General features: G+C 74.9%; 21 protein-coding genes. 11 read left to right on the top strand and 10 right to left on the bottom strand.

Annotated elements, in window-relative coordinates:
- Positions 1 to 49: 49 nt before the first annotated feature.
- The gene (locus ACZ38L_RS02805) at positions 50 to 457 is read left to right on the top strand and encodes a cobalamin B12-binding domain-containing protein (protein WP_396555362.1); all 408 of its coding nucleotides are present in this window, start codon (positions 50 to 52) and stop codon (positions 455 to 457) included.
- Positions 458 to 495: 38 nt separating this feature from the next.
- On the opposite strand, the gene ACZ38L_RS02810 is transcribed toward ACZ38L_RS02805, so the two are convergent.
- The 3 genes from ACZ38L_RS02810 to ACZ38L_RS02820 are packed head-to-tail and all read right to left on the bottom strand — an operon-like array spanning position 496 to position 4021.
- Positions 496 to 2082 carry a DUF5691 domain-containing protein gene (locus tag ACZ38L_RS02810; RefSeq protein WP_465688558.1) on the bottom strand — a complete coding sequence of 529 codons (1587 nt, stop codon included), beginning with the start codon at positions 2080 to 2082 and terminating at the stop codon, positions 496 to 498.
- Positions 2079 to 3416 carry an SWIM zinc finger family protein gene (locus ACZ38L_RS02815; RefSeq protein WP_465688560.1) on the bottom strand — a complete coding sequence of 446 codons (1338 nt, stop codon included), beginning with the start codon at positions 3414 to 3416 and terminating at the stop codon, positions 2079 to 2081. The genes ACZ38L_RS02810 and ACZ38L_RS02815 overlap by 4 nt, the downstream gene beginning before the upstream one ends.
- 41 nt (positions 3417 to 3457) lie before the next feature.
- Entirely contained in the window at positions 3458 to 4021 is a 564-nt protein-coding gene (locus ACZ38L_RS02820) for a Uma2 family endonuclease (RefSeq protein ID WP_465688562.1), read from the bottom strand.
- A 195-nt stretch (positions 4022 to 4216) separates the two neighbouring features.
- On the opposite strand from ACZ38L_RS02820, the gene ACZ38L_RS02825 reads away from it, so the two are divergent.
- The 5 genes from ACZ38L_RS02825 to sucD all read left to right on the top strand — a co-directional run bounded on the left by ACZ38L_RS02825 (position 4217) and on the right by sucD (position 11250).
- Positions 4217 to 5314, top strand: coding sequence for an ATP-binding protein (locus ACZ38L_RS02825; protein ID WP_465688564.1), 1098 nt, complete (start codon positions 4217 to 4219; stop codon positions 5312 to 5314).
- Between the two features lie 38 nt (positions 5315 to 5352).
- Complete coding sequence (locus ACZ38L_RS02830) at positions 5353 to 7686, top strand: DUF5682 family protein (RefSeq protein ID WP_465688566.1); 2334 nt, start codon at positions 5353 to 5355, stop codon at positions 7684 to 7686.
- Complete coding sequence (locus ACZ38L_RS02835; RefSeq protein WP_465688568.1) at positions 7683 to 8882, top strand: VWA domain-containing protein; 1200 nt, start codon at positions 7683 to 7685, stop codon at positions 8880 to 8882. The genes ACZ38L_RS02830 and ACZ38L_RS02835 overlap by 4 nt, the downstream gene beginning before the upstream one ends.
- A 293-nt stretch (positions 8883 to 9175) precedes the next feature.
- Positions 9176 to 10351 carry an ADP-forming succinate--CoA ligase subunit beta gene (gene sucC, locus ACZ38L_RS02840; protein ID WP_465688570.1) on the top strand — a complete coding sequence of 392 codons (1176 nt, stop codon included), beginning with the start codon at positions 9176 to 9178 and terminating at the stop codon, positions 10349 to 10351.
- A gap of 17 nt (positions 10352 to 10368) precedes the next feature.
- On the top strand, positions 10369 to 11250 hold the full coding sequence (gene sucD, locus ACZ38L_RS02845; protein ID WP_465688572.1) for a succinate--CoA ligase subunit alpha: 882 nt from the start codon (positions 10369 to 10371) through the stop codon (positions 11248 to 11250).
- A 91-nt stretch (positions 11251 to 11341) separates the two neighbouring features.
- Here the strand turns inward: sucD and ACZ38L_RS02850 are convergent, their stop codons facing one another.
- Positions 11342 to 12889: an RNA polymerase sigma factor gene (locus ACZ38L_RS02850; RefSeq protein WP_465688574.1), complete on the bottom strand. Its 1548-nt coding sequence runs from the start codon at positions 12887 to 12889 to the stop codon at positions 11342 to 11344.
- Between the two features lie 169 nt (positions 12890 to 13058).
- Between ACZ38L_RS02850 and ACZ38L_RS02855 the strand changes: the two genes are divergently transcribed.
- Positions 13059 to 14504: a cell division protein PerM gene (locus tag ACZ38L_RS02855; protein ID WP_465688576.1), complete on the top strand. Its 1446-nt coding sequence runs from the start codon at positions 13059 to 13061 to the stop codon at positions 14502 to 14504.
- Between the two features lie 17 nt (positions 14505 to 14521).
- On the opposite strand, the gene ACZ38L_RS02860 is transcribed toward ACZ38L_RS02855, so the two are convergent.
- The gene (locus ACZ38L_RS02860) at positions 14522 to 15247 is read right to left on the bottom strand and encodes a hypothetical protein (RefSeq protein WP_465688578.1); all 726 of its coding nucleotides are present in this window, start codon (positions 15245 to 15247) and stop codon (positions 14522 to 14524) included.
- Between the two features lie 447 nt (positions 15248 to 15694).
- On the opposite strand from ACZ38L_RS02860, the gene purN reads away from it, so the two are divergent.
- Both purN and purH read left to right on the top strand, forming a co-directional pair.
- Positions 15695 to 16354: a phosphoribosylglycinamide formyltransferase gene (gene purN, locus ACZ38L_RS02865; protein WP_465688580.1), complete on the top strand. Its 660-nt coding sequence runs from the start codon at positions 15695 to 15697 to the stop codon at positions 16352 to 16354.
- Positions 16351 to 17928: a bifunctional phosphoribosylaminoimidazolecarboxamide formyltransferase/IMP cyclohydrolase gene (gene purH / locus ACZ38L_RS02870; RefSeq protein WP_465688582.1), complete on the top strand. Its 1578-nt coding sequence runs from the start codon at positions 16351 to 16353 to the stop codon at positions 17926 to 17928. The genes purN and purH overlap by 4 nt, the downstream gene beginning before the upstream one ends.
- Positions 17929 to 17994: 66 nt before the next feature.
- On the opposite strand, the gene ACZ38L_RS02875 is transcribed toward purH, so the two are convergent.
- From ACZ38L_RS02875 to ACZ38L_RS02895, 5 genes are all read right to left on the bottom strand, one after another.
- A complete protein-coding gene (locus ACZ38L_RS02875) occupies positions 17995 to 18219 on the bottom strand; it encodes a hypothetical protein (RefSeq protein ID WP_465688584.1) in 225 nt (74 codons plus the stop codon).
- A 146-nt stretch (positions 18220 to 18365) separates the two neighbouring features.
- Positions 18366 to 18785: an RDD family protein gene (locus ACZ38L_RS02880; protein ID WP_396555335.1), complete on the bottom strand. Its 420-nt coding sequence runs from the start codon at positions 18783 to 18785 to the stop codon at positions 18366 to 18368.
- 65 nt (positions 18786 to 18850) lie between these two features.
- The gene (locus ACZ38L_RS02885) at positions 18851 to 19531 is read right to left on the bottom strand and encodes an RDD family protein (protein ID WP_465688586.1); all 681 of its coding nucleotides are present in this window, start codon (positions 19529 to 19531) and stop codon (positions 18851 to 18853) included.
- Between the two features lie 86 nt (positions 19532 to 19617).
- On the bottom strand, positions 19618 to 20019 hold the full coding sequence (locus tag ACZ38L_RS02890) for a DUF2752 domain-containing protein (protein WP_465688588.1): 402 nt from the start codon (positions 20017 to 20019) through the stop codon (positions 19618 to 19620).
- Positions 20016 to 20444, bottom strand: a complete 429-nt coding sequence (locus ACZ38L_RS02895; RefSeq protein ID WP_465688590.1) for a hypothetical protein — start codon at positions 20442 to 20444, stop codon at positions 20016 to 20018. The genes ACZ38L_RS02890 and ACZ38L_RS02895 overlap by 4 nt, the downstream gene beginning before the upstream one ends.
- Before the next feature lie 232 nt (positions 20445 to 20676).
- Here ACZ38L_RS02895 and ACZ38L_RS02900 point away from each other — a divergent pair, with 232 nt between their 5' ends.
- Together ACZ38L_RS02900 and ACZ38L_RS02905 are read left to right on the top strand one after the other, a co-directional pair.
- Positions 20677 to 21531: a bifunctional methylenetetrahydrofolate dehydrogenase/methenyltetrahydrofolate cyclohydrolase gene (locus ACZ38L_RS02900; protein WP_465688592.1), complete on the top strand. Its 855-nt coding sequence runs from the start codon at positions 20677 to 20679 to the stop codon at positions 21529 to 21531.
- A 100-nt stretch (positions 21532 to 21631) separates the two neighbouring features.
- Positions 21632 to 21958 (top strand): DUF3017 domain-containing protein, encoded by a 327-nt coding sequence (locus ACZ38L_RS02905; RefSeq protein ID WP_465688594.1) that lies wholly within the window; start codon positions 21632 to 21634, stop codon positions 21956 to 21958.
- Positions 21959 to 22040: the final 82 nt, after the last annotated feature.

Genomic DNA, 22040 nt, shown 5'->3' on the forward strand with positions numbered 1-22040 from the left:
CTAACCTCCCCTCAGGTCCGTGTTATTGCTGGTTAACGTGGAGGCAGTGATGGGTGTGTCAGGCCCGATCCGGGTGGTGGTCGCCAAGCCGGGGCTCGACGGCCACGACCGGGGCGCGAAGGTGATCGCGCGTGCCCTGCGCGACGCCGGCATGGAGGTGATCTACACCGGCCTGCACCAGACGCCCGAGCAGGTGGTCGACACGGCGATCCAGGAGGACGCGGACGGCATCGGCCTGTCGATCCTCTCCGGCGCGCACATGACGCTCTGCGCCCGGGTGATGGAGCTGCTGAAGGAGCGCGACGCGGCGGACATCAAGGTGTTCTGCGGCGGGATCATCCCGGACGAGGACATCACCGAGCTGAAGGCGATGGGGGTGGCCGACATCTTCACCCCGGGCACCCCGACCCGTGACGTGGTGGCCTGGGTCCAGGCCAACCTGCGGGCCGCCGGCTGAGCCCGAGGCCGGGCGGTCGGGCCGCCCGGCCCGCCGGCTCAGGGCTCGGCGCCGGGGCTCAGCTCGGCGAGCATCGCCGCTCGGAACCGCAGCGTCCCGGCCAGCCGCCCGAAGGTCTCCGCCCAGGCGCCGTCCGGCACGGCGTCCGCCGCCAGCGCCTCCACCGCGGGAGCGGCGGCCGGCGAGAGCGAGCGCTCGGTCATGCCCAGCACGCCGCTGTGGCTCCACGGGTACGAGCCGGCGGCGGCGGCCCGTTCCAGCGCCGCGACCACCGCGGTGCTGAGCGGCGGCGTCCACGGGGTGGCGCAGGCGCCGAGCAGCTGGAAGGCGTCGCCCAGCCCGTGGCTGCGCAGGAACGCGGCCGTCCAGGCGGCCCGTTCGGCCGGCGGCAGTACGGCGAGCAGCTTGGCCGGCGCGCCGGCCGACCGGACCGCGCCGGACCGCCGGGGCGCCGGGCCGAGCAGGGCCCGCGCCCAGTCGGCGTCGCGCTGCCGGACCGCGGCCCGGGCCCACGCCTCGCGCAGATCGTCCCGCCACTCGGCGGACTCCGGTTCCGCGGTCGCCTCGGCCACCGGCAGGGCGATCAACTCGGCCGGGGTCAGGCCGAGTTCGGTGGTCCAGGTGCGCAGTGGGGTGGCGGCCACGATCTCGCCGAACCACCAGGCGCGCTGGCCGCGGCCAGTCGGTGACTTGGGCGCGATGCCGTCCCGTCGCATCGCCGGGTCGCACTCGGTGGGCGGGCTGACCAGCAGCCGGCCCTCGCTCAACCGGACCGCGGCGCGGGCGCGTTCGGCCATCCTGCTGCCGAGGGCCGAGCCCGGCAGAGTGGTGAGCAGGTCGGCCGCGGTGGCCCGGACGTTCTTGCTGCGGTCGCCCAACGCGGCCTCCAGGAAGGGCTCGTCGGACTCGCCGAGGTTCTCCTGCAGGGCGTCCAGGAAGAGCAGCCGGTCCTCCGCCCGTTCGGTGGGCCAGCTGCCGGCCAGCAGGGCCAGCGCGGCGGCCGGATCGCGCCGGCGCAGCCGGGTGAGGTGGGTGACCCGCTCGGCGAACAGGCCCTCCTCCCAGGCCCGTTCGTCCTCCGGGCAGCCGGGCTCGGCGGCTTCCGGGACGGTGCGCAGCACGTACGACCAGTCCGGGTTGCGCTCGGCCAGCCAGCGGCCCAGCGGACCGGCCAATGCCACGGCGTCGTCGCGCAGTTCGCTGCGGGCCCGGGCGGTGTCGAGCAGTGTCGGGACCAGCGCGGCGGGCGGGCGGTGGCCCGACTCCCGTGCCCGGCTGAGCCACTGCGGCAGCAGCTCGGTGAGGTTGGCGAGCGTGCCGGCGTGCCCGGGGGCCCGGCCGGCCAGCAGCACGGCCAGTCGGCGGGCGGCCGGTTCGGGCAGCGGCGGGCGGTCGTCCGGCGCGGCGGCCGGGCCGGCCGGCGGCGCCTCGGCCGGCAGCAGCCCGGCCCGGCGCCGCACGGTGGCCAGCGCGGCCAGTTCCAGCAGGGCCGTCGCCGGGTCGTCGCGGCGGACCGCGCCGGCCGCCACGGCCAGCGGGCCGCCGCCGCCCGGCGCGGGCAGCGGTCGGCGGTCGGTGCCGAGCAGTGCGGTGGCCCGCAGCTCCGCCCAGAAGTCGTCGGTCACTGGCCCACTCCCGTCGCTCGTCCCTGCTCGTCCCAGACCGTCACCGGGGCGAAGCCGCGGTGCCCGCACTCGCCGAAGACCGTCACCGGACGGCCGCCGGACACCGCCGCCAGCCGCCACAGCGCGCCCGGCGGCGCGTCGGCGGGCACCGGCAGCGCGTGCCGGCCGTCGGTCAGCCGCCAGCCGTCCCCCGCTCCGGCCGGCGGGACCGGGACCACGCCGGTCAGCACGGTCGGCCAGGAGTCCAGCCACGGGTCCTCGGCGACCGCCTCGCCGTAGCCGGCCAGCGCCTCGGCGGGGCTGAGCCCGGGTGGCACGGCCGCCTCCGGTGGTGGTGCCGCGGGGGCGCCGTGGCGGGTGCCGAGGACGGCCCGCAGCGGGCGCGCGGCCGGCTGGTAGGCCACCTCGGCCTCCAGCGACTGGCCGGTGGGGATGGCCAGTTCGGGCGCCTGGCCGGGCCGGCCGAAGGCCAGCAGCAGGGTCGTCCGGCCGGTCTTGGTGCCCCGCAGCCAGAGCCGGCGGGTGGTCAGCCGCTCGTCGGCGCTGTCCTGGCTGCCCAGGACCAGCCAGTGGTCGCGCACGGTCGGGCCGGCCAGCAGCTCGGCGGTGTCGGCGGTGAAGCCGACCCGGCTGCGGACGGTCGCCGCCAGCGCCTCGGGCAACTCGCCGACCCGTTCGTAGCCGGTGGCCAGCAGGTGCAGCAGGGCGTAGCCGGCCAGTGCGGAGTCCTCCGGCAGCTCGTCCAACTCCCGGGCCCGGGAGGCGAGTCCGGGGGCCTGGGCGTCGATCATCCGGGCGGCCACCTGCTCCCAGGAGCCGCTCGCGGCGCTCGGGTCGGCCAGGCCGCGGCGCACCCGGTCGGCCAGCCGCAGTCGCAACTCCTGGGCGCCGCCGGCGACCCGGGCCGCCCGCCGATCGGCCCGACGCCGGGCGGCGGTCGGATCGGCGCCCACCGCCTCCGCCCGGGCCGCCCGCCGCTCGACGGCCCGCTCGACCCGCTGTTGCCGCGCGGCCAGCCACTCGGCCGCCCAGTCCGCCGGCTCGGCGCCGCCCGGCACCGCCTCGGATCCGGCGCTCCACAGCAGCAGCAGGCCCAGCGCGTGCTTGCAGGGGAACTTCCGGCTGGGGCAACTGCACTGGTACGCGGGCGTGGCCAGCTCGACGACCGTCCGGTACGGTGTGCTCCCGCTCCCCTCGCACGACCCCCACAGCGCCCCCTGGCCGCTCCCCGCCCCGGACCATGGCGCGGGCGACGACAGCTTCCCCGCCGCCTTCCGCGAAGCGGCGTCGGGCGCGAGGGACAGGACGTGTTCGGTGCTCCAGCGTTCCTCCATGACTCGAACGCTAGAGCGAGGGACTGACAGGGCCTCAGCGCTCAGGGGTGCCTGGGCGGGTGGACCTTGAAGCTGCTGGTGCCCAGTGCGAAGGAGAAGGGCTCGGGGAGGGAGATCCCCTCGCCGGACTCGCCCTTCTCCACCACCCGGTAGTCACCGCCACGGGGCTGTGAGTACAGCTCCCAGAGGCCGTCGTCGGGGTCGACGATGACGTGGAGCGGGATCCCGCAGCGGGCGGACCAGAGCCGCCTCTTGGTGTGGTCGCCGTCGCGGTCCGAGGAGACGATCTCCACGGTGACGGCGATCCGGTCGGCTGGGAACGGGTTGGCGTTGTCGGCGGCCAACTCGCGGGTGGTGACGGCGATGTCGGGCTTCGGCCCGAAGGTCTGCCCGGCCGAGACCAGGGCCTGCTCGGTCATCGACCGCCAGCCGTGCTGGATGAACCGGCTGGTGATGGTCGACTGGATGAAGTTGTGGAACGGCGTGGCGGACGGGCGCAGCACGATCTCTCCGTCGATGAGCTCGATGCGGTTGCCGTCGAGCTCCGGGATGTCTTCGAGCAGGCGCACCAGGTCGTGTGCGGTCTCCGGCACTGTGGCGGTCATCTCCGCACCTCCTCCTCACCGCAGGGTAGCGACCGCACGGCGCCCGGCGACGGTGCGTTGTCAGTGGCGGGGGACAGAGTGGTTCCCGCAGGCGGGGGCCGGGTCACCGATCGTCCCCCGCCCCCTCTTCGCGATGCTCCCCGATCACCTCACCGCCCCCGTGTACCCGCCCGGCGGCCGACCTGAAGGAGCCCCTTGACCACCACGCCGATCCCCGAGGTCCTCCGCGCGCACGCCGAGGACGCGTTCGCCGCCGAGCTGGCCGCGCTCGCCGCGCAGGACGACCGGCCGCGCCCCGAGCGGTGGCGGCTCTCGCCGTGGGCCGTCGCCACCTACCTGCTCGGCGGCGAACTGCCGGACGGCACGGTGATCACGCCCAAGTACGTCGGCCCGCGCCGGATCGTCGAGGTCGCCGTCACCACGCTGGCCACCGACCGGGCGCTGCTGCTGCTCGGGGTGCCGGGGACGGCCAAGACCTGGGTCTCCGAGCACCTGGCCGCCGCGATCAGCGGGGACTCCACGCTGCTGGTCCAGGGCACCGCCGGGACACCCGAGGAGGCCGTCCGGTACGGCTGGAACTACGCGCAGCTGCTGGCCAATGGTCCGAGCCGGGAGGCGCTGGTGCCGTCCCCGGTGATGCGGGCGATGGCGGACGGCAAGATCGCCCGGGTCGAGGAGCTGACCCGGATCCCGGCCGACGTGCAGGACAGTCTGATCACCATCCTGTCCGAGAAGACCCTGCCGGTCCCCGAGTTGGGCGGCGAGACGCAGGCCGTCCGCGGCTTCAACCTGATCGCCACCGCCAACGACCGTGACCGTGGGGTCAACGAGCTGTCCAGCGCACTGCGCCGGCGCTTCAACACGGTCGTGCTGCCCCTGCCCGCGACGCTCGACGAGGAGGTCGAGATCGTCACCCGCCGGGTCGGCCAGCTCGGCCGCTCGCTCGACCTGCCCGAACTGCCCGGCGGTGCCGAGGAGATCCGCCGGGTGGTGACCGTCTTCCGCGAGCTGCGGGACGGTGTCACCGCCGACGGCCGGACCAAGGTCAAGACGCCGACCGGCACGCTCTCCACCGCCGAGGCGATATCCGTGGTCACCAACGGTCTGGCGCTGGCCGCGCACTTCGGCGACGGCGTGCTGCGGGCGGCGGACGTGGCGACCGGCGTGCTGGGAGCGGTGGTCCGCGACCCGGTGGCCGACCAGCTGGTCTGGCGGGAGTACGTGGAGGGCGTGGTCCGCGAGCGGGACGGCTGGAAGGACTTCTACCGGGCCGCTCGCGAACTCTCCCGCTGAGCGCCCGAGTCGGGAGGAACCGGAAGGAGGAGGGGGACGTGGACGCCGAAGTGACGCTGCTGGGGATCCGGCACCACGGTCCGGGCTCGGCCCGGGCGGTGGCCGCCGCGCTCGGGCAGCTGGAACCGGACGTCGTGCTCATCGAGGGGCCGGCCGAGGCCGATCCGATCATCGCACTGGCGGCGGAACGGGATATGGTGCCGCCGGTCGCGCTGCTGGCCCACGCGGTGGACGATCCGGCCCGCGCCGGGTTCTGGCCGTTCGCCGCCTTCTCACCGGAGTGGGTGGCGATCCGTCACGGACTGGACCGGCAGCTGCCGGTCCACTTCATCGACCTCCCGGCGGGGTACGGCTTCGCGCTCGCGGCTGCCGGGGAGCCCGCCGAAGCGGAGGCCGGGCCGACCGAACGGGTCGACCCGATCGCGGCGCTCGCCGCGGCGGCCGGGCACGACGACCCCGAGGCCTGGTGGGAGGACGTCGTCGAACACCGGACCCCCGGTGCGGACGCGCTGGCGCCGTTCGCGGCGCTGGCGGAGGCGATGGCGGCGCTGCGCGAGCGGCCGGGGGCGGAGGGGATCCCCGGCCCGCGGCGCGGCGCCGCCCGTCGCGACGAGCTGCGCGAGGCGTACATGCGCCAGCGGATCCGGGCCGCCGGGCGGGCCGGCCACCGGCGGATCGCGGTGGTCTGCGGCGCCTGGCACGTCCCCGCGCTGCGTGTGGGGACCACCGTGGCCGCCGACCGCGCGCTGCTGGCCGAGCTGCCCAAGAAGGTGCGCACCGAGATCACCTGGGTGCCCTGGACGCACCGCCGGCTCTCCCAGCACACCGGCTACGGCGCCGGCATCGAGTCGCCCGGTTGGTACCGGCACCTGTTCCGGAACGGCCCGGAGGGCCTGGCCCGCTGGCTGACCGGCGCCGCCGAACTGCTGCGGGCCGAGGACCACCCGGTCTCCTCCGCGCACGTCATCGAGGCGGTCCGGCTGGCCGAGACGCTGGCCGCGATGCGCGGCCGCCCGGTGCCCGGGCTGGCCGAGACGCTGGACGCGGTGCGGTCCGTGATGTGCGACGGCTCCGAGGTCGCGCTCGCGCTGGTCCGCGAGCGGCTGGTGGTCGGCGAGGCGCTCGGCGAGGTGCCGTCCGGCACCCCGACCGTGCCGTTGCAGCGCGACCTGACCCGCCAGCAGCGCACCCTGCGGCTCAGGCCGGACCCGGGGGACCGTGAACTCGCCCTGGACCTGCGCAAGGAGCTGGACGCGGCCCGCTCGCTGCTGCTGCACCGGCTGCGGCTGCTCGGCATCGGCTGGGGCACCGAGACCCGCTCTGCCGTCAACTCCACCGGCACCTTCCGGGAGAGCTGGCGGCTGCGCTGGGAGCCGGAGTTCGCCGTCCGGGTGGTGGAGGCCGCGCAGTGGGGGACGACGGTGGCCGAGGCCGCCGCCGCCAAGGTCGCGGCCCGGGCGGCCGACGCCGTCGAACTCGCCGAGCTCACCAGGCTCGCCGAGCAGTGCCTGGTGGCCCAGCTGCCCGCCGCGCTGCCCGCGGTGATGCGCGAGCTGGCCGACCGGGCCGCGCTGGACACCGACGTCGCGCAGCTCGCCGAGGCGCTGCCGGCCCTGGTCCGGGCGCTGCGCTACGGGGACGTCCGGGGCACCGACAGCGGTGCGCTGGACGGCGTGGCGCGCGGGCTGGCCGAGCGGATCCGCGTCGGCCTGCCGCCCGCCTGCACCGGGCTGGACGCGGACGGCGCGGCGGCGATGCGCGCCCACCTGGACGCGGTGCACGCGGCGGTCGCGCTGCTGGCGCGGGGGGCGGCCGGCGGGGCGGACGGTCTGGCCGACCGCTGGGCCGCCGCGCTCGGCTCGCTGGCCCGCCGGGAGCCCGCGGCCGGACCGGCCACCGGGGTCCCCGGCCTGCTGCGCGGCCGGGCGGTCCGACTGCTGCTGGACGAGGCCCGGCTGGACACGGCCGAGGCCGGCCGCCGGCTGCGGCTGGTGCTCTCGACGGCCAACAGCCCGGCCGACGCCGCTGGTTGGATCGAGGGCTTCCTGGCCGGCGGCGGGGCGCTGCTGCTGCACGACCCGCAGCTGCTCGGGCTGCTCGACGAGTGGCTCACCGGGGTGTCCGGTGACACCTTCGTCGACGTGCTGCCGCTGCTGCGGCGCACCTTCTCGGCCCTGGAGGCCGGCGTCCGGCGGACGATCGGCGCACGGGTGGCGGCCGGCCCGCCGGGTGGGGACGGCACCCTGCCGGTCGGCGGCCCGGCGGCGGCCGAGCCGCTCGACACCCGACGGGCGGACGCCGCGCTGCCCACCCTGGCCCTGCTGCTCGGCCTGCCCACCGCGAACGACTCCGTGCAGAGGAGCACCCGATGACCAGCACTTCGCTCGATCCCGCCGCCGAGCGCCTGCGCCGCTGGCGGCTGGTGCTCGGCGGCGAGGCGGACGGCACCGGCCGCCGGTTGACCGGCCGCGACACCGGCCTGGACCAGGCGCTGGCCGCCCTCTACCGCGGCACGCCCGAGGCCGGTGGCCGCCCCGACCGGGCCGCCGCCCGCAGCGCCGGGCTCGGCGGCTCGGCCCCGCAGGTGGCCCGCTGGCTGGGCGACATCCGGGAGTACTTCCCGACCTCGGTGGTCCAGCTGATGCAGCAGGACGCCATCTCCCGGCTCGGCCTGGACCGGCTACTGCTGGAGCCGGAGATGCTGGCCGCCGTCGAACCGGACGTCCACCTGGTCGGGACCCTGCTCTCACTCAAGCACGCGCTGCCCGAGACCACCCGGGAGAGCGCCCGGCTGGTGGTCGGCAAGGTGGTCGCCGAGCTGGAGCGCCGGCTGGCCGACCGCACCCGGGCCACCCTCGGTGGCGCGCTGGACCGCAGTGCCCGGGTCAACCGCCCCCGGCACCGGGACATCGACTGGGACCGGACGATCCGGGCCAACCTGAGGAACTACCTGCCGGACGTCGGCCCGGACGGCCGTGGCACGGTCGTCCCCGAGCGGCTGGTCGGCTACGCACGGGCCCAGCGCGCGGTGAGGAAGGACGTCATCCTCTGCATCGACCAGTCCGGCTCGATGGCGGCCTCGGTGGTCCACTCGGCGGTCTTCGGCGCGGTGCTCGCCTCGATGCGCAGCCTGGACACCCGGCTGGTGGTCTTCGACACCTCGGTGGTCGACCTGACCGAGCAGCTCGGCGACCCGGTGGACGTGCTGTTCGCCACCCAGCTCGGTGGCGGCACCGACATCAATCGGGCGCTGGCCTACTGCCAGTCGAGAATCACCCGTCCGGCTGAGACCGTGGTGGTGCTGATCAGCGACCTCTACGAGGGCGGCATCCGGCAGGAGATGCTCCGCCGGGTGGCCGCGATGAAGGCGGCCGGCGTCCAGTTCATCGCCCTGCTCGCGCTCTCCGACGAGGGCGCCCCCGCCTACGACCACGCGCACGCGGCGGCCCTGGCCGCGCTGGGCGCGCCCGCCTTCGCCTGCACCCCGGACGCCTTCCCCGAGATCATGGCCGCCGCGATCGAGAAGCGTCCGCTGCCGGTACCGGACGGGAGCCGGGCGAGCGGGTGAGCGGACGGGTGGACGGAACGACCCCCGGCCGGCGCGTGGCCCGGTGGAACGCACCCGTTGTGACGGTTCTCACCCAAGCGGGGCCCATCCCGGGCGAATCGCGCCGGTCCTGCGGGGATAACCTGCCAGACGGACGTGACGCGCGTGTTGATTGACGTGTGCGCCCGTGGCGGTTCGGGCCGCAAGAACAAAATTCTGCGTACCCGTACCGCCCCGACGACCCGCAGCGAAGATCCTGCCGTGGCACGCTCGTTACAGAGACAATCCGCGACCACGAACAAGGACGAACACACGTGGACCTGTTCGAGTACCAGGCGAGGGACCTCTTCGCCAAGCACGGGGTACCCGTGCTTGACGGTGATGTCATCGACACCCCGGAAGCCGCTCGCGCCATCGCCGAGCGCTTCGGCGGCCGCGCCGTCGTCAAGGCTCAGGTGAAGGTCGGTGGGCGTGGCAAGGCCGGTGGCGTCAAGCTCGCCGCCGACCCGGCCGACGCCGTCGCCAAGGCCGAGGCGATCCTCGGTATGGACATCAAGGGCCACACCGTTCACAAGGTGATGCTGGCCCAGACCGCGGACATCAAGGACGAGTACTACGTCTCGTTCCTGCTGGACCGCACCAACCGCACCTTCCTGGCCATGGCCAGCGTCGAGGGCGGCGTGGAGATCGAGGTCGTCGCCGAGGAGTCCCCGGAGAAGCTGGCCAAGGTCCCGGTCGACGCCAACGAGGGCTGCACCCCGGAGAAGGCCGCCGAGATCGTCGCCGCGGCCAACTTCCCGGCCGAGATCGCCGACCAGGTCGCCGAGGTCCTCCAGAAGCTCTGGACGGTCTTCATCAAGGAGGACGCCCTCCTGGTCGAGGTCAACCCGCTGATCAAGTCCGGCGACGGCAAGATCATCGCGCTCGACGGCAAGGTCTCGCTGGACGAGAACGCCGAGTTCCGCCAGCCGGAGCACGAGGCGCTGGAGGACAAGGCCGCGGCCAACCCGCTGGAGGCGGCGGCCAAGGCCAAGGGCCTCAACTACGTCAAGCTCGACGGTGAGGTCGGCATCATCGGCAACGGCGCGGGTCTCGTCATGAGCACCCTGGACGTCGTCGCCTACGCCGGTGAGCAGCACGGCAACGTCAAGCCCGCCAACTTCCTGGACATCGGTGGCGGCGCCTCGGCCGAGGTGATGGCGAACGGCCTGGAGATCATCCTGGGCGACCCCGACGTCAAGTCGGTCTTCGTCAACGTCTTCGGCGGCATCACCGCGTGCGACGCGGTCGCCAACGGCATCGTGCAGGCCCTCGCCCTCCTGGAGAGCAAGGGCGAGGCGGTCACCAAGCCGCTGGTCGTCCGTCTGGACGGCAACAACGCCGAGCTGGGTCGCAAGATCCTGACCGACGCCAACCACCCGCTGGTGGAGCAGGTGGACACCATGGACGGTGCCGCTGACCGCGCCGCCGAGCTGGCCAACGCGAAGTAAGGAAGGGGACTAACACCATGGCTATCTTCCTTACCAAGGACAGCAAGGTCATCGTCCAGGGCATGACCGGCTCCGAGGGCATGAAGCACACCCGCCGCATGCTCGCCTCGGGCACCCAGATCGTCGGCGGCGTGAACCCGCGCAAGGCCGGCACCACGGTTGACGTGGACGGCACCGAGGTGCCCGTCTTCGGCTCCGTCGCCGAGGCCATGAAGGAGACCGGCGCCGACGTCACGGTCATCTTCGTGCCGCCGAAGTTCACCAAGGACGCCGTCGTCGAGGCGATCGACGCCGAGATCGGCCTGGCCGTCGTCATCACCGAGGGCGTGCCGGTCCACGACTCGGCCGCCTTCTGGGCGTACGCGGGCAGCAAGGGCAACAAGACCCGGATCATCGGCCCGAACTGCCCCGGCCTGATCTCCCCCGGACAGTCGAACGCCGGCATCATCCCGGCCGACATCACCACCGCCGGCAAGATCGGCCTGGTGTCCAAGTCCGGCACCCTGACCTACCAGCTCATGTACGAGCTGCGCGACCTCGGCTTCTCCTCGGCCGTGGGCATCGGTGGCGACCCGGTCATCGGCACCACCCACATCGACGCCCTCAAGGCGTTCCAGGAGGACCCGCAGACCGAGATCATCGTGATGATCGGTGAGATCGGCGGCGACGCCGAGGAGCGGGCCGCGGCCTACATCGCCGAGCACGTGACCAAGCCGGTCGTCGGCTACGTCGCGGGCTTCACCGCCCCCGAGGGCAAGACCATGGGCCACGCCGGCGCCATCGTCTCCGGCTCCTCGGGCACCGCGGCCGCCAAGAAGGAGGCCCTGGAGGCCGCGGGCGTGAAGGTCGGCAAGACCCCGTCCGAGACCGCGCGCCTGGCCCGTGAGCTGATCGGCTGAAGTAGCCGGTAGCAGCACGTAGTGAGCCCCGGACCGCTGTGGTGGTCCGGGGCTCACGGCTTTCCGGGGGCCGCCTTCCGGGGTGGGCCGGTCAGGGCCGCGTGCGGAGGGAGGGCAGCCAGGGCCGCTGCGCGGGGGCCGGGGCCGCCGGCGCGGCGGGTGGGGACGGGGGGTGCGGTGCGGGCGCGGGTGCGGGCTGCGGCGCGGCCTGCGGAGGCTGCGGGCCGGGTGCAGGTGCGGCGGATGCGGGTCGCGGGGGTGCCGGGGCGGGGCGGAGGACGTGGGGCGGCGGGACCGGGGCGCCGAACAGGCCGGCCGGTGGCCGGGGGAGCGGGCGGTGGGCGAAGGGGGCGGGGCGGAGGGCGAGCGCGTCCGAGGAACCGCCGGTGCTGTCCGTGGCCAGGACCGGCCCCTGCGCGGTGGCCGTGGGGGACGGGTCGGTCAGCACCACCGGGCGTTCGTCCAGCGGCCAGCACCACTCGGTCCGCAGCCCCGGCTTGCCGACCGGCGTCCCCGGCCCGGGTGGCGCGGCGGGGCCGGCGCTGCCCGACTCCGGGCCGCTGCACAGCGGCAGCGGCTCCGGCGCGGGCACCGCGAAGAGCGAGGACGGCCCGTGCCCGTCCACCGTGGTCCAGCCGGTCAGCACGGCGGCCAGCACCAGCAGCCCGGCGGCCCCCGGCACCGCGACCGCGCGCATCCGGGCACGGGTCCGCAGCGTCCCGGTCCCCGACGAGCACGGCGGCAGCACGCAGCCGCGGATCGCCGCCCGGTAGAGCAGGCCGCCCAGCCGTTCGCCGAAGCCCGGGGCGTCCGGATCGGCGCCGACCACCTCCGGCACCGCCGCGGCCAGCGCCGCCCGGGCGGCCCGTACCCGGTGTTCGGCGCCCGCCGTGCTGGACTGCACCTCGGTCGCGATCGCCGGCACCGAATGGCCCAGCACGTCGTGCAGCAGCAGCGCCCGGCGGCGCGGGCGGGACAGCCGCGACACCGCCTCGAGCAGTGCCCGGTCCTGCTCCGTCGGCTGCTCCCGGCACCGGCCGGGGGCGGCGGCCATCAGGGGGGTGGCCGCCCCGGGCAGCCCCGGGAGCCGCCAGCCCCGCTCGGGGCCGAGTGCGTGCCAGGGCGAGAGCGCGTGGTCGAATGCCCGGACCCGGACCCAGGACTCCGGGTCGGGCGTCGCGGCGACCTTGGCCCAGCTGTTCCAGGCGGAGCCGAAGGCCCGCCAGACCGCGCGTTCGGCCCGGTGGGGGGAGGCGGTGAGCAGGTAGGTCTGCTGGACCAGGTCGGTGTAGGCGCGCGAGTGCAGCGCGTCGAAGCCCAGCAGGGTGGGCGGGACGGGCGTCGCGGCGGACGGCGTGGCGCAGGGATCGGGGGCGCCGGCGGTGGGCGCCAGCAGCCCGGCCTCGACGGCCCGCGCGACGGCCTCGCGGTCAGTCCGGACACCGAGATTCCGCATCGCCCGCCGCAGCTGCCCACGCGCGCTGTCGGGCGGGATCCGCAGCGCGGCGGCGGCCGCCGGGAGGTCGTCACCGGCGGCCAGCCGGGTGAGCAGCTGGACCTCCTTGGCGGAGAGGCTGGGCGTGGTCTCCTCCGGCGCGCTCTCCGGCGTGCTGTCCGGGGTGTCCGGCTGGTGGGTCATCGACCACCCCCGCCGAGTGCACCGGTACGGACGGACCGGGCGCGGCGCGCGCCGGCCCGGTCGTGGCAGCAGCTGACTGAGATGCGGCACATAAGCACATAATCTGGGACACGGCGAACGCTCGCGCCTGCAGAGGACAGGACGGGTGACGTTGGCACCATGAGGGACCATGAGGCACCACCTGATGGGCCGTCCGATCTCACGCGGGCTCAACTCGGCATCCGGCCCGATCGTCGTCGGCATCACCGCCGCGCTGCTCGGACTCGCCGCGACCGCCCTCCCCGTGCTCGTGCTGTGGGTCGTCTCGTCCGGCCCGGAGGACTCCGCCGCCGACGCGGGCGACGCCGCCAGGCTGGTCGGCGGCCTCTGGCTGCTCGCCCACGGCGGCCCGCTGACCCGGGGCGCCGCGGCCGTCCCGTTCTCGCTCACCCCGCTGCTGCCCACCCTGCTCACCGCGCTGCTGCTGCGCCGGGCCGGCGCCCGGGCCGCCCGGTCGGCGGGCGCGCGCCGCGGGAGCGTGCCGGGCGCACTGTGCGCGGGATACCTGGCGATCGCGCTCCCGATCACCTTGGCCTGCTCCTCGGCCGTCGTGGGCGCGGGCGGGCTGCGGGCCCGTCCGCTGCCGGACGTGCTGGCGGTCGCCGCGCTGGCCTACCTCTCGGCCGCGGCCGGTGCCCGGGCGCTGCCCGGCGCGGCCCGCTGGCGGGAGCAGCGGGAGCGCTGGACCGGTTGGGCGGAGCGGCTGCCCGGCTGGGCCCGGCCGGCCGGTGCGCTGGGACCACTCTGGCGGGCGGCGGCGGTCGGGGTGCTCACCCTGGCCGCCGGGGGAGCGCTGCTCTTCGCGCTCGCTCTGCTGGTGCGCGCCGACCGCACCGGGCCGGCGGTCCACTCGCTGGCCGGGGGCAGCCTCGCCGGGTTCGCCGGGCTGCTGCTGAGCTGCCTGCTGCTGGTGCCCAACGCGGTGGTCTGGTCCGCCTCCTACGCGCTCGGGCCGGGTTTCCTGCTGGGGGCCGGGACGGCGGTCGGCCCCGGCCGGCTGGTGCTCGGCGCGCTGCCGAGCTTCCCGCTGCTCGGGCTGGTGCCCTGGACGGCGTCGGGCTGGCAGCGGTTGGCCTTCGTGGTTCCGGTGCTGGCGGGCGCGGTGGCGGCCGGGCTACTCGGACGCGCGGCGGCGGCCGGCGGGCGGCGCGCGGAGGACGGGCCGTCCGAGCCCTGGCGGGTCCCGGCGACGGCGTTGGTCGCGCTCGGCAGCGCGCTGGCCGCCGGGGCGGTGGTGACGCTGGCCGGGTGGCTGGCCGGCGGCGCGCTCGGTGCGGGCCGGATGGCCGTGCTGGGGCCGCCGTGGTGGGTGGGGCCGGTGGCCGCCGGGTGGTTCGCGGTGCTGCTGGTCCCGGGCACCGCGGTGGTGCGCTGGTGGCGGCTCCGGGCGCCGGCCGTCGACGGGGGCCGGGACGACGGGGGTCGGGACGAGGTCGACGGGGGCTCGGACGGACTCGACGAGGAACCCGTGCTCGCGCCGCGCCGGGGCCTGGCGGACCGGACGGCCCGCTGGCGGCGGACCGGCCGGGCCGGCTGGGCGGCGCTCCTCGGCCGGCTCCCGGGCCGCCGCGGCTGACCCGCCCGGTCAGCCGGTCAGTTCGTCGGGTCGGTGTAGCTGACCAGCCACTGCGGTGCCAGCGTGGAGCAGCTCTGCTGGGCCTGCTGGGTCAGCGCGTCGTTCACGCACTCGAAGTACGGCCGGTAGGCGAGCTGCAGCGCGAACGAGCCGAGCACCAGCGCGACCGCCACCCCGCCGGTGAGCAGCCCGCCGAGCGCGGCCGGCACCTGTGGCCGGCTGCGCTGCCCGTACGGCCAGGCGTTCGGCGTGACCGGCGTGACCGGCGCGGCCGGCGCCGCGAACGGGTTCGGCCGCGCGGCCTTGGCCGTCGCCGGCTCGTCCTTGCCGGAGGCGAGCAGCGAGCTGATCCCCCAGTACATGGCGAGGGCGCCGAAGAGCAGGGCGAGCGGCAGCAGTGCGGACAGCCCGGAGAAGAGCGCGGCCATCCCGCTGAGCAGCGCGTAGCGGGAGCGGCGCTGCACCGGGTCGGTGGGATCGAAGCGCGGCTGCTGCGGCGCCTGCGGCCGCTCGGGCCGGCCGCCGCCCTGCCAGTTCGGGCTCCACGGGTGCGGCGGGGGCACCGGCGGCCGGCCCGCGGGGCCGCGCCCCTGCTGGTCGTCGTCGCCGTCCGGTCCGCCCTGGGCCCCGCCCGCCCCCGACGCCTGGCCCTGCGGGAGGCGGGGCCGCCACGGCTGGTCCGGGGCATCTGCCGGCGGCGGCGCGAAGGGGTTGCGCTCGTCGCTGTTCTGGCCGCTGCTCATGCGTCGGGGTCCTCAATCGTTGTCGGGCGTCGGCGGTGCCGGGGGCGGGGATCGCCGGCGGGCCGGCCTGGATCCGGTACTCCGCGTGCGGGGCACCGCGACCCAATGATCCCGCAGGCCGATGAACGGGTGCGGGCGGCCTGCCGTTCGGGTGCGGGACCGGCGGCCCCACGGTCGCCGGAGGGGCGCCGGCGGGGGCGTCCGCGCCCGGTGGACGGCCGGTTCGCGGGCCGGGGCGAGATCCCGCTCTCATCTACGCGCGTCAAGGGGATTCCCAGGTACAGCGCCCGTTCAACCAGCCGTTATCGTGGTGACGGTCGGCGGCTCTCCCGGGTTCCCGGACCCGCGGTAGCGCGGGACACGCCGACGTTTCGCCTGTCCGTAGTGGCCCCACCGCCGGTGGACGTACCAGCGGTCAGGCACACCGACGTACGGAGAATCGCGCCAGTGGCCGCCGTTTCCTCGCTCGCCTTCCCACCCCCCGTCGGCCGTCCCGCGCGGCTGGTCGTCCTGGTGTCCGGCTCGGGCACCAATCTGCAGGCGCTGATCGACGCCGTCGCCGACCCGGCGTACGGCGCCGAGATCGTCGCCGTGGGTGCCGATCGCGACGGCATCGCGGGGCTGGAGCGCGCCGAGCGGGCCGGCCTGCCGACCTTCGTCCACCGGATCAAGGACTTCCCCGGCCGGGCCGACTGGGACGCCGCGCTGACCGCCTCGGTACGGGCGTACCAGCCCGACCTGGTGGTGACCGCGGGATTCATGAAGATCCTCGGGAGCGGCTTCCTGCGTGCCTACGGCGGGCGGATCGTCAACACCCACCCCGCCCTGCTGCCGTCCTTCCCCGGCGCCCACGGCGTCACCGACGCGCTGGCGTACGGGGTGAAGGTCACCGGCTGCACCGTGCACCTGGTCGACTCCGGGGTGGACACCGGGCCGATCATCGCGCAGGGGGTCGTCGAGGTCACCGACGCCGACCACGCCGATGGCGGCGAAGCGCTGCACGAGCGCATCAAGATTGTCGAGCGCACCCTGCTCGTCGAGGTCGTGGGCCGTCTCGCCCGCGAAGGCCACCGCATCGAAGACCGAAAGGTATGGATCCCGGCATGAGTGCCAGCAGTGTCCCTCCCGTCTCCGAGGACGTTCGCCCGATCCGTCGCGCCCTGGTCAGCGTGTACGACAAGACCGGCCTGGAGGAGCTGGCCCAGGGCCTGCACGCCGCCGGGGTCGAGCTGGTCTCCACCGGTTCCACCGCAGCCCGGATCGCCGCCGCCGGCGTCCCGGTCACCGAGGTCTCCGAGCTGACCGGCTTCCCGGAGTGCCTGGACGGGCGCGTGAAGACGCTGCACCCCCGCGTGCACGCCGGCGTGCTCGCCGACCTGCGGCTGGAGTCGCACCGCGCGCAGCTGGCCGAGCTGGACATCCAGCCCTTCGACCTGGTGGTGGTGAACCTCTACCCGTTCGCCGCCACCGTCGCCTCGGGCGCCACCCCGGACGAGTGCGTCGAGCAGATCGACATCGGCGGGCCCTCGATGGTCCGCGCGGCGGCCAAGAACCACCCCTCGGTCGCCGTGGTGGTGGACCCGGCCCGCTACGGGGACGTGCTGGCCGCGGTCCAGGCCGGCGGCTTCGACCTGCTCACCCGCAAGCGGCTGGCCGGTGCGGCCTTCGCGCACACCGCCGCGTACGACGTCGCGGTGGCGTCCTGGTTCGAGACCTCGGGCTACACGGAGTCGGAGGAGGCGTTCCCGCGCTTCCTCGGCGCCACCTGGGAGCGCGGGAGCGTGCTGCGCTACGGCGAGAACCCGCACCAGTCGGCGGCGCTGTACACCGACGGGAGGGGCGGCCTGGCGGCGGCCGAGCAGCTGCACGGCAAGGAGATGTCGTACAACAACTACGTCGACACCGACGCCGCCCGGCGGGCCGCCTACGACCACGACGAGCCGGCCGTGGCGATCATCAAGCACGCCAACCCGTGCGGCATCGCGACCGGCGCGGACGTCGCCGAGGCGCACCGCAAGGCGCACGAGTGCGACCCGGTCTCGGCGTACGGCGGCGTGATCGCCGTCAACCGCCCGGTGACGGTCGCGCTGGCCGAGCAGATCGCGCCGATCTTCACCGAGGTGGTGGTCGCCCCGGCGTACGAGGAGGGCGCGGTGGAGGTGCTGGCGCGGAGGAAGAACCTCCGGGTGCTGCGCGCCCCCGAGGCGCCCTGCGAGCGGCGCGAGGCGCGCCGGATCAGCGGCGGCGTGCTGGTGCAGGACGTCGACCGGATCGACGCCGCGGGCGACGACCCGGCGACCTGGACGCTGGCGACCGGTGACGCGCTCTCCGAGGGCGAGCTGGCCGACCTGGCCTTCGCCTGGCGGGCCTGCCGGGCCGTCAAGTCCAACGCGATCCTGCTGGCCAAGGACGGCGCCTCGGTGGGCGTCGGGATGGGCCAGGTCAACCGGGTGGACTCGGCCAAGCTCGCGGTCGAGCGGGCCGGCGAGCGCGCGGTGGGGTCGTTCGCGGCGTCGGACGCCTTCTTCCCCTTCGCCGACGGGCTGCAGATCCTGGTCGACGGCGGTGTGAAGGCCGTGGTCCAGCCCGGGGGTTCGGTCCGTGACGAGGAGGTCGTCGCGGCGGCCGCGGCGGCCGGGGTCACCATGTACTTCACCGGGACCCGGCACTTCTCCCACTGACGAAGTGATGTGCTGACAGCAGAGGGGCGGATGCCGGATCGGCACCCGCCCCTCGCGTCGCTCGGCTCAGAAGAAGTCGCGCCGCTCGATGATCTCCTCGCGCTCGATGACCTCGTCACCGCCGAAGAGACCGAACAGGCCGCCGCGCTCCTCGACCCGCTCGCGCTCGATGATCTCCTCGCGCCCGAAGCGGTCGCGACGGACGATCTCCTCGCGCTCGATGATCTCCTCGCCACCGAAGAAACCGTCGCGCTCGATGCGCTCTTCCCGCTCGTAGAACCGCTCTCGCACGGTTGCTCCCCTGCTCGTTCGTGTCGTGCGGTGCACGACGGGCCTGCTGATGCCCCACCAGGCGTGAACGATAACGCACCGGGGTGAGCGTCGGATAAACGCCGACCGCGGCGTCAACCTCCGCCCACGAACGGTCGGTTGACCGCTCAGCGGGCCCGGATGACGACCGATCGGATCATCTTGTCGGCGAAGGTCTGCCGGCGCTGGTCCCAGAGCGGCCAGAGGAAGCCGAGGAAGCAGCAGAGCGCGTCCAGCGTGTGCAGCAGCCGCCGGCCGAGGGCCGGGCCGAAGCCGAGCAGGCCGCCGTCCGCCTCCCGTAGCACCCGGGTGCCGACGATCCGCTTCCCCGGGGACTGGCCGGTGCTGCCCTCCAGGTTCGCGATGATCGCCAGCGCGGCGAAGTTGACGATCTCGGCCAGCCCCGACGAGCCGGTGGCCAGCACGACCACCACCCCGACGGCCGCCATGATCAGCCAGTCGATCGCGAAGGCTGCCACGCGCAGCCCCCAGTGCGCCAGCACCGGCGGGTTCGGGTAGGCGGTGGTCGGGTCGTACGGGGTGCTCATAGCCTCTCCTGGACAGAGCGGGCGGCCCGGCCCCCCGGACGAGGGAGGGTCGGGCCGTCGGCGGACTACTGGGTGCGGACCACCAGGCTGCTGACGATCTTGTCGGCGAAGGTCTGGCCCTTGTCGTCCCACAGCGGCCAGAGGAAGCCGACGTAGCAGGGGATCGCGTCGACGACGTGCGCCAGCCGACGGACGAACGCCATGCCGAAGCCGAGCGGCTGCCCGTCGGCCTCCCGGACCACCCGGATGTTGAGTGCCTTCTTGCCGATGGTCTGGCCGGTGCCGCCCTCGCGGACCAGCTGCCAGATGCCCAGGATCATCGTCAGCAGCGCGCCGATCCCGATGAACGCGATGCCGGCGCCGCTGATCCCGGTGGAGGGCGGCGGGCAGTTCTGGATCCCGTAGGAGTCGACCGGGCAGTTGGTGGTCGACTTCACCACGTTGCTGACCAGCATCCCGACGCCGACCGAGTAGCCGATGATCGCCGGCAGGCCGATCACCAGGCTGTCGATGAAGGTAGCGCCGAGCCGGGCGCCCCAGCCGGCGAGGACCGGCGGTGCGACCGGGTAGCCGGGCTGGCCGTACGGGTTCTGCGGCGGCATGCCGTACCCGGGCTGCTGCGGGTAGCCGTACCCGGGCTGCTGTCCGTACCCCGGCTGGCCGTACGGGTTCTGCTGCGGCGGGACGCCGTACGGGGCCTGCTGCGGCTGGCCGTAGGGGTTGTTGGGATCGGGCGGGTAGGACACGGATTCCTCCGGAGACGGGACTGCGGGAGTGCTCTGAACAGGACGGATCAACTGGGGGACGGACAGCGGGTGAGACTAGTGGAGGGTCATGACAGACCGACACCGAGACGGTTCAGCTGCCAGACCCAGGAGATGACGGCGGCTGACGCGATCAACCGGCCGCGGGTGCGTGGCGCCAGCCGCCACCACCACGCGCCGCCCCCGAGCGGCGCGGTCAGCAGCCCGAGCACGGCGACCACGGTGACCGGATTGGCCGTCAGCGCGGCCAGCCAGTGCCCGTGGCCGGCCTCGACGAAGACCGTGGTGCTGCCGCAGACCGGGCACGGGATCCCCGTGAACCGGCGCAGCGGGCAGAGCACCCCCGGGTCGTGCCAGGAGTGCAGCGTCGCCACCGCCAGCGCGGCTCCCGTCGCCAGGGCGCAGCGCAGCGCGGTCTGCCGCAGCCGGCCCACCGGGGTGAGGGGCGCGGTCGTAACCGGGGTGATCACGCGGAGTGGTTCTTGCTCAGCACGACGTAGAAGACGATCCAGCCGATCAGCACCAGGGTGGCGACCGTGCCGATGACCAGCCCGCCGACCGCCTGCCGGTGGCCGACGCCGGTCCTCCTGGCCCGGTTCAGCCCGCCGATGGCCAGGCCGAGCGAGATCGGCCCGCAGAGGAACGAGCCGGGGAAGCAGAACCCGAAGATGCCGATGAAGCCGAGCACCACGGACGCGGTCGCCATCTTGTTCTGCTGCGGCGGCGCGACGACCGGGTAGCCGTAGCCGGCCTGCTGGAAACCGCCCTGCTGGGCGTAGGGATCCGGCTGCTGCGGCGGCCCGTACGGCTGCGGCTGGCCGTAGGCCGCCGGCGGCGGCCCGTAGCCAGGCTGTTGCTGCCCGTACGGCCCCGGCGGCTGGTACGGATTACTCACTGCGTGCTTCCCCCGTTCGCCCGCCGCCCACGGTGCGGACGGCAGGCTCGATCACTTACTCGGCCATATCGTCGACCGTTTCGCGGTGACCTGTCCAGCAGCTGAGCGGTCGTCGGGAGAACTGTGGCGCAACCGCAATCGGATCCACACGTTCCGGCACTTTCCGGCACTGTCCGCCGTCCGCGGGGCGGGGGTGTCGGAGCAGCGCCGCGGATCCGGGAGGATAGGGGGCATGACTGCCCAGATTCTCGATGGCAAGGCCACCGCGGCCGCGATCAAGTCCGAACTCGCCGTCCGCGTGGCGGCCCTCAAGGAGCGGGGCATCGTGCCCGGCCTCGGCACCGTGCTGGTCGGCGACGACCCGGGGAGCCACTCCTACGTGCGCGGCAAGCACCGCGACTGCGCCCAGGTCGGCATCGCCTCGATCCGCCGTGAACTGCCCGCCACCGCCAGCCAGGCCGACGTCGAGGCCGTGGTCCGCGAGCTGAACGAGGACCCGGCCTGCACCGGCTACATCGTCCAGCTCCCGCTGCCCAAGGGTCTGGACGCCAACCCGGTGCTGGAGCTGATGGACCCGGACAAGGACGCGGACGGGCTGCACCCCACCTCGCTCGGCCGGCTCGCGCTCGGCATCCAGGGCCCGCTGCCGTGCACCCCGTACGGCATCGTCGAGCTGCTGCGCCGGCACCAGGTGGAGATCAACGGCGCGGACGTCGTGGTGGTCGGCCGCGGCGTCACGGTCGGCCGCTCGATCGGTCTGCTGCTCACCCGGAAGAGCGAGAACGCCACCGTCACCCTCTGCCACACCGGCACCCGCGACCTCTCCGCGCACCTGCGCCGCGCGGACATCATCGTGGCCGCGGCCGGCGTGCCGTACCTGGTCAAGGCCGAGGACGTCCGCCCGGGTGCGGTCGTGCTGGACGTCGGCGTCAGCCGCAGCGAGGACGGCCTGGTCGGCGACGTGCACCCGGCGGTCGCCGAGGTGGCCGGCTGGCTGTCGCCCAACCCGGGCGGGGTCGGCCCGATGACCCGCGCCATGCTGCTCAACAACATCGTCGAGGCGGCCGAGCGCCAGGCCGCCCGCTGACCACCGGAGACGTCCGATGAGTGCGGTACGAGTGGGGCGGTCGCGTCGGCGGCCGGAGAGGACCACGGGGACCCTCCCGCCGGAGGGTTCCGGTGCGGCCATGGACCGCGGCCATCCGCTGCCGATACGGCAGTGGCCGATGACGCTGGTCCTGGCGGTGGTCGCGATCGGGCTGGGGCTCACCTGCGCCGTCGACTTCCGCTACGGGCTGCTGACCATCGGCGGCGGGCTGATGCTCGGCGCGTTGCTCCGGGCGCTGGTGCCGGAGGTCGGCCTGCTCGCGGTGCGCAGCCGCTTCACCGACGTGCTGGTGCTGCTGGTGCTGGGCCTGGCGATCGCGGTGATAGCGCTGCTCGCCCAGCCCGACCCCTGGCTGCAGATCCCGGCCCTGGAGGACTTCGGCCACTACATCGGCCGGCAGCGCTGACCCGGGTGACGGCCGGATGCCGCGGGCCCGCCCCTCGACGAGGGGCGGGCCCGCGCCGCCTGCCAGGCCAACGGCGTGTGAC

The sequence above is a fragment of the Kitasatospora sp. NPDC024654 genome (assembly GCF_055559155.1).

Excerpts from the sequence above, each read along its gene's own strand:
- ACZ38L_RS02805 (WP_396555362.1), top strand. The coding sequence starts at position 50 with ATGGGTGTGTCAGGCCCGATCCGGGTGGTGGTCGCCAAGCCGGGGCTC.
- ACZ38L_RS02815 (WP_465688560.1), bottom strand. The coding sequence starts at position 3,416 with ATGGAGGAACGCTGGAGCACCGAACACGTCCTGTCCCTCGCGCCCGAC.
- ACZ38L_RS02820 (WP_465688562.1), bottom strand. The coding sequence starts at position 4,021 with ATGACCGCCACAGTGCCGGAGACCGCACACGACCTGGTGCGCCTGCTC.
- ACZ38L_RS02835 (WP_465688568.1), top strand. The coding sequence starts at position 7,683 with ATGACCAGCACTTCGCTCGATCCCGCCGCCGAGCGCCTGCGCCGCTGG.
- sucD (WP_465688572.1), top strand. The coding sequence starts at position 10,369 with ATGGCTATCTTCCTTACCAAGGACAGCAAGGTCATCGTCCAGGGCATG.
- ACZ38L_RS02850 (WP_465688574.1), bottom strand. The coding sequence starts at position 12,889 with ATGACCCACCAGCCGGACACCCCGGACAGCACGCCGGAGAGCGCGCCG.
- ACZ38L_RS02855 (WP_465688576.1), top strand. The coding sequence starts at position 13,059 with ATGAGGCACCACCTGATGGGCCGTCCGATCTCACGCGGGCTCAACTCG.
- ACZ38L_RS02860 (WP_465688578.1), bottom strand. The coding sequence starts at position 15,247 with ATGAGCAGCGGCCAGAACAGCGACGAGCGCAACCCCTTCGCGCCGCCG.
- purH (WP_465688582.1), top strand. The coding sequence starts at position 16,351 with ATGAGTGCCAGCAGTGTCCCTCCCGTCTCCGAGGACGTTCGCCCGATC.
- ACZ38L_RS02880 (WP_396555335.1), bottom strand. The coding sequence starts at position 18,785 with ATGAGCACCCCGTACGACCCGACCACCGCCTACCCGAACCCGCCGGTG.
- ACZ38L_RS02900 (WP_465688592.1), top strand. The coding sequence starts at position 20,677 with ATGACTGCCCAGATTCTCGATGGCAAGGCCACCGCGGCCGCGATCAAG.
- ACZ38L_RS02905 (WP_465688594.1), top strand. The coding sequence starts at position 21,632 with ATGGACCGCGGCCATCCGCTGCCGATACGGCAGTGGCCGATGACGCTG.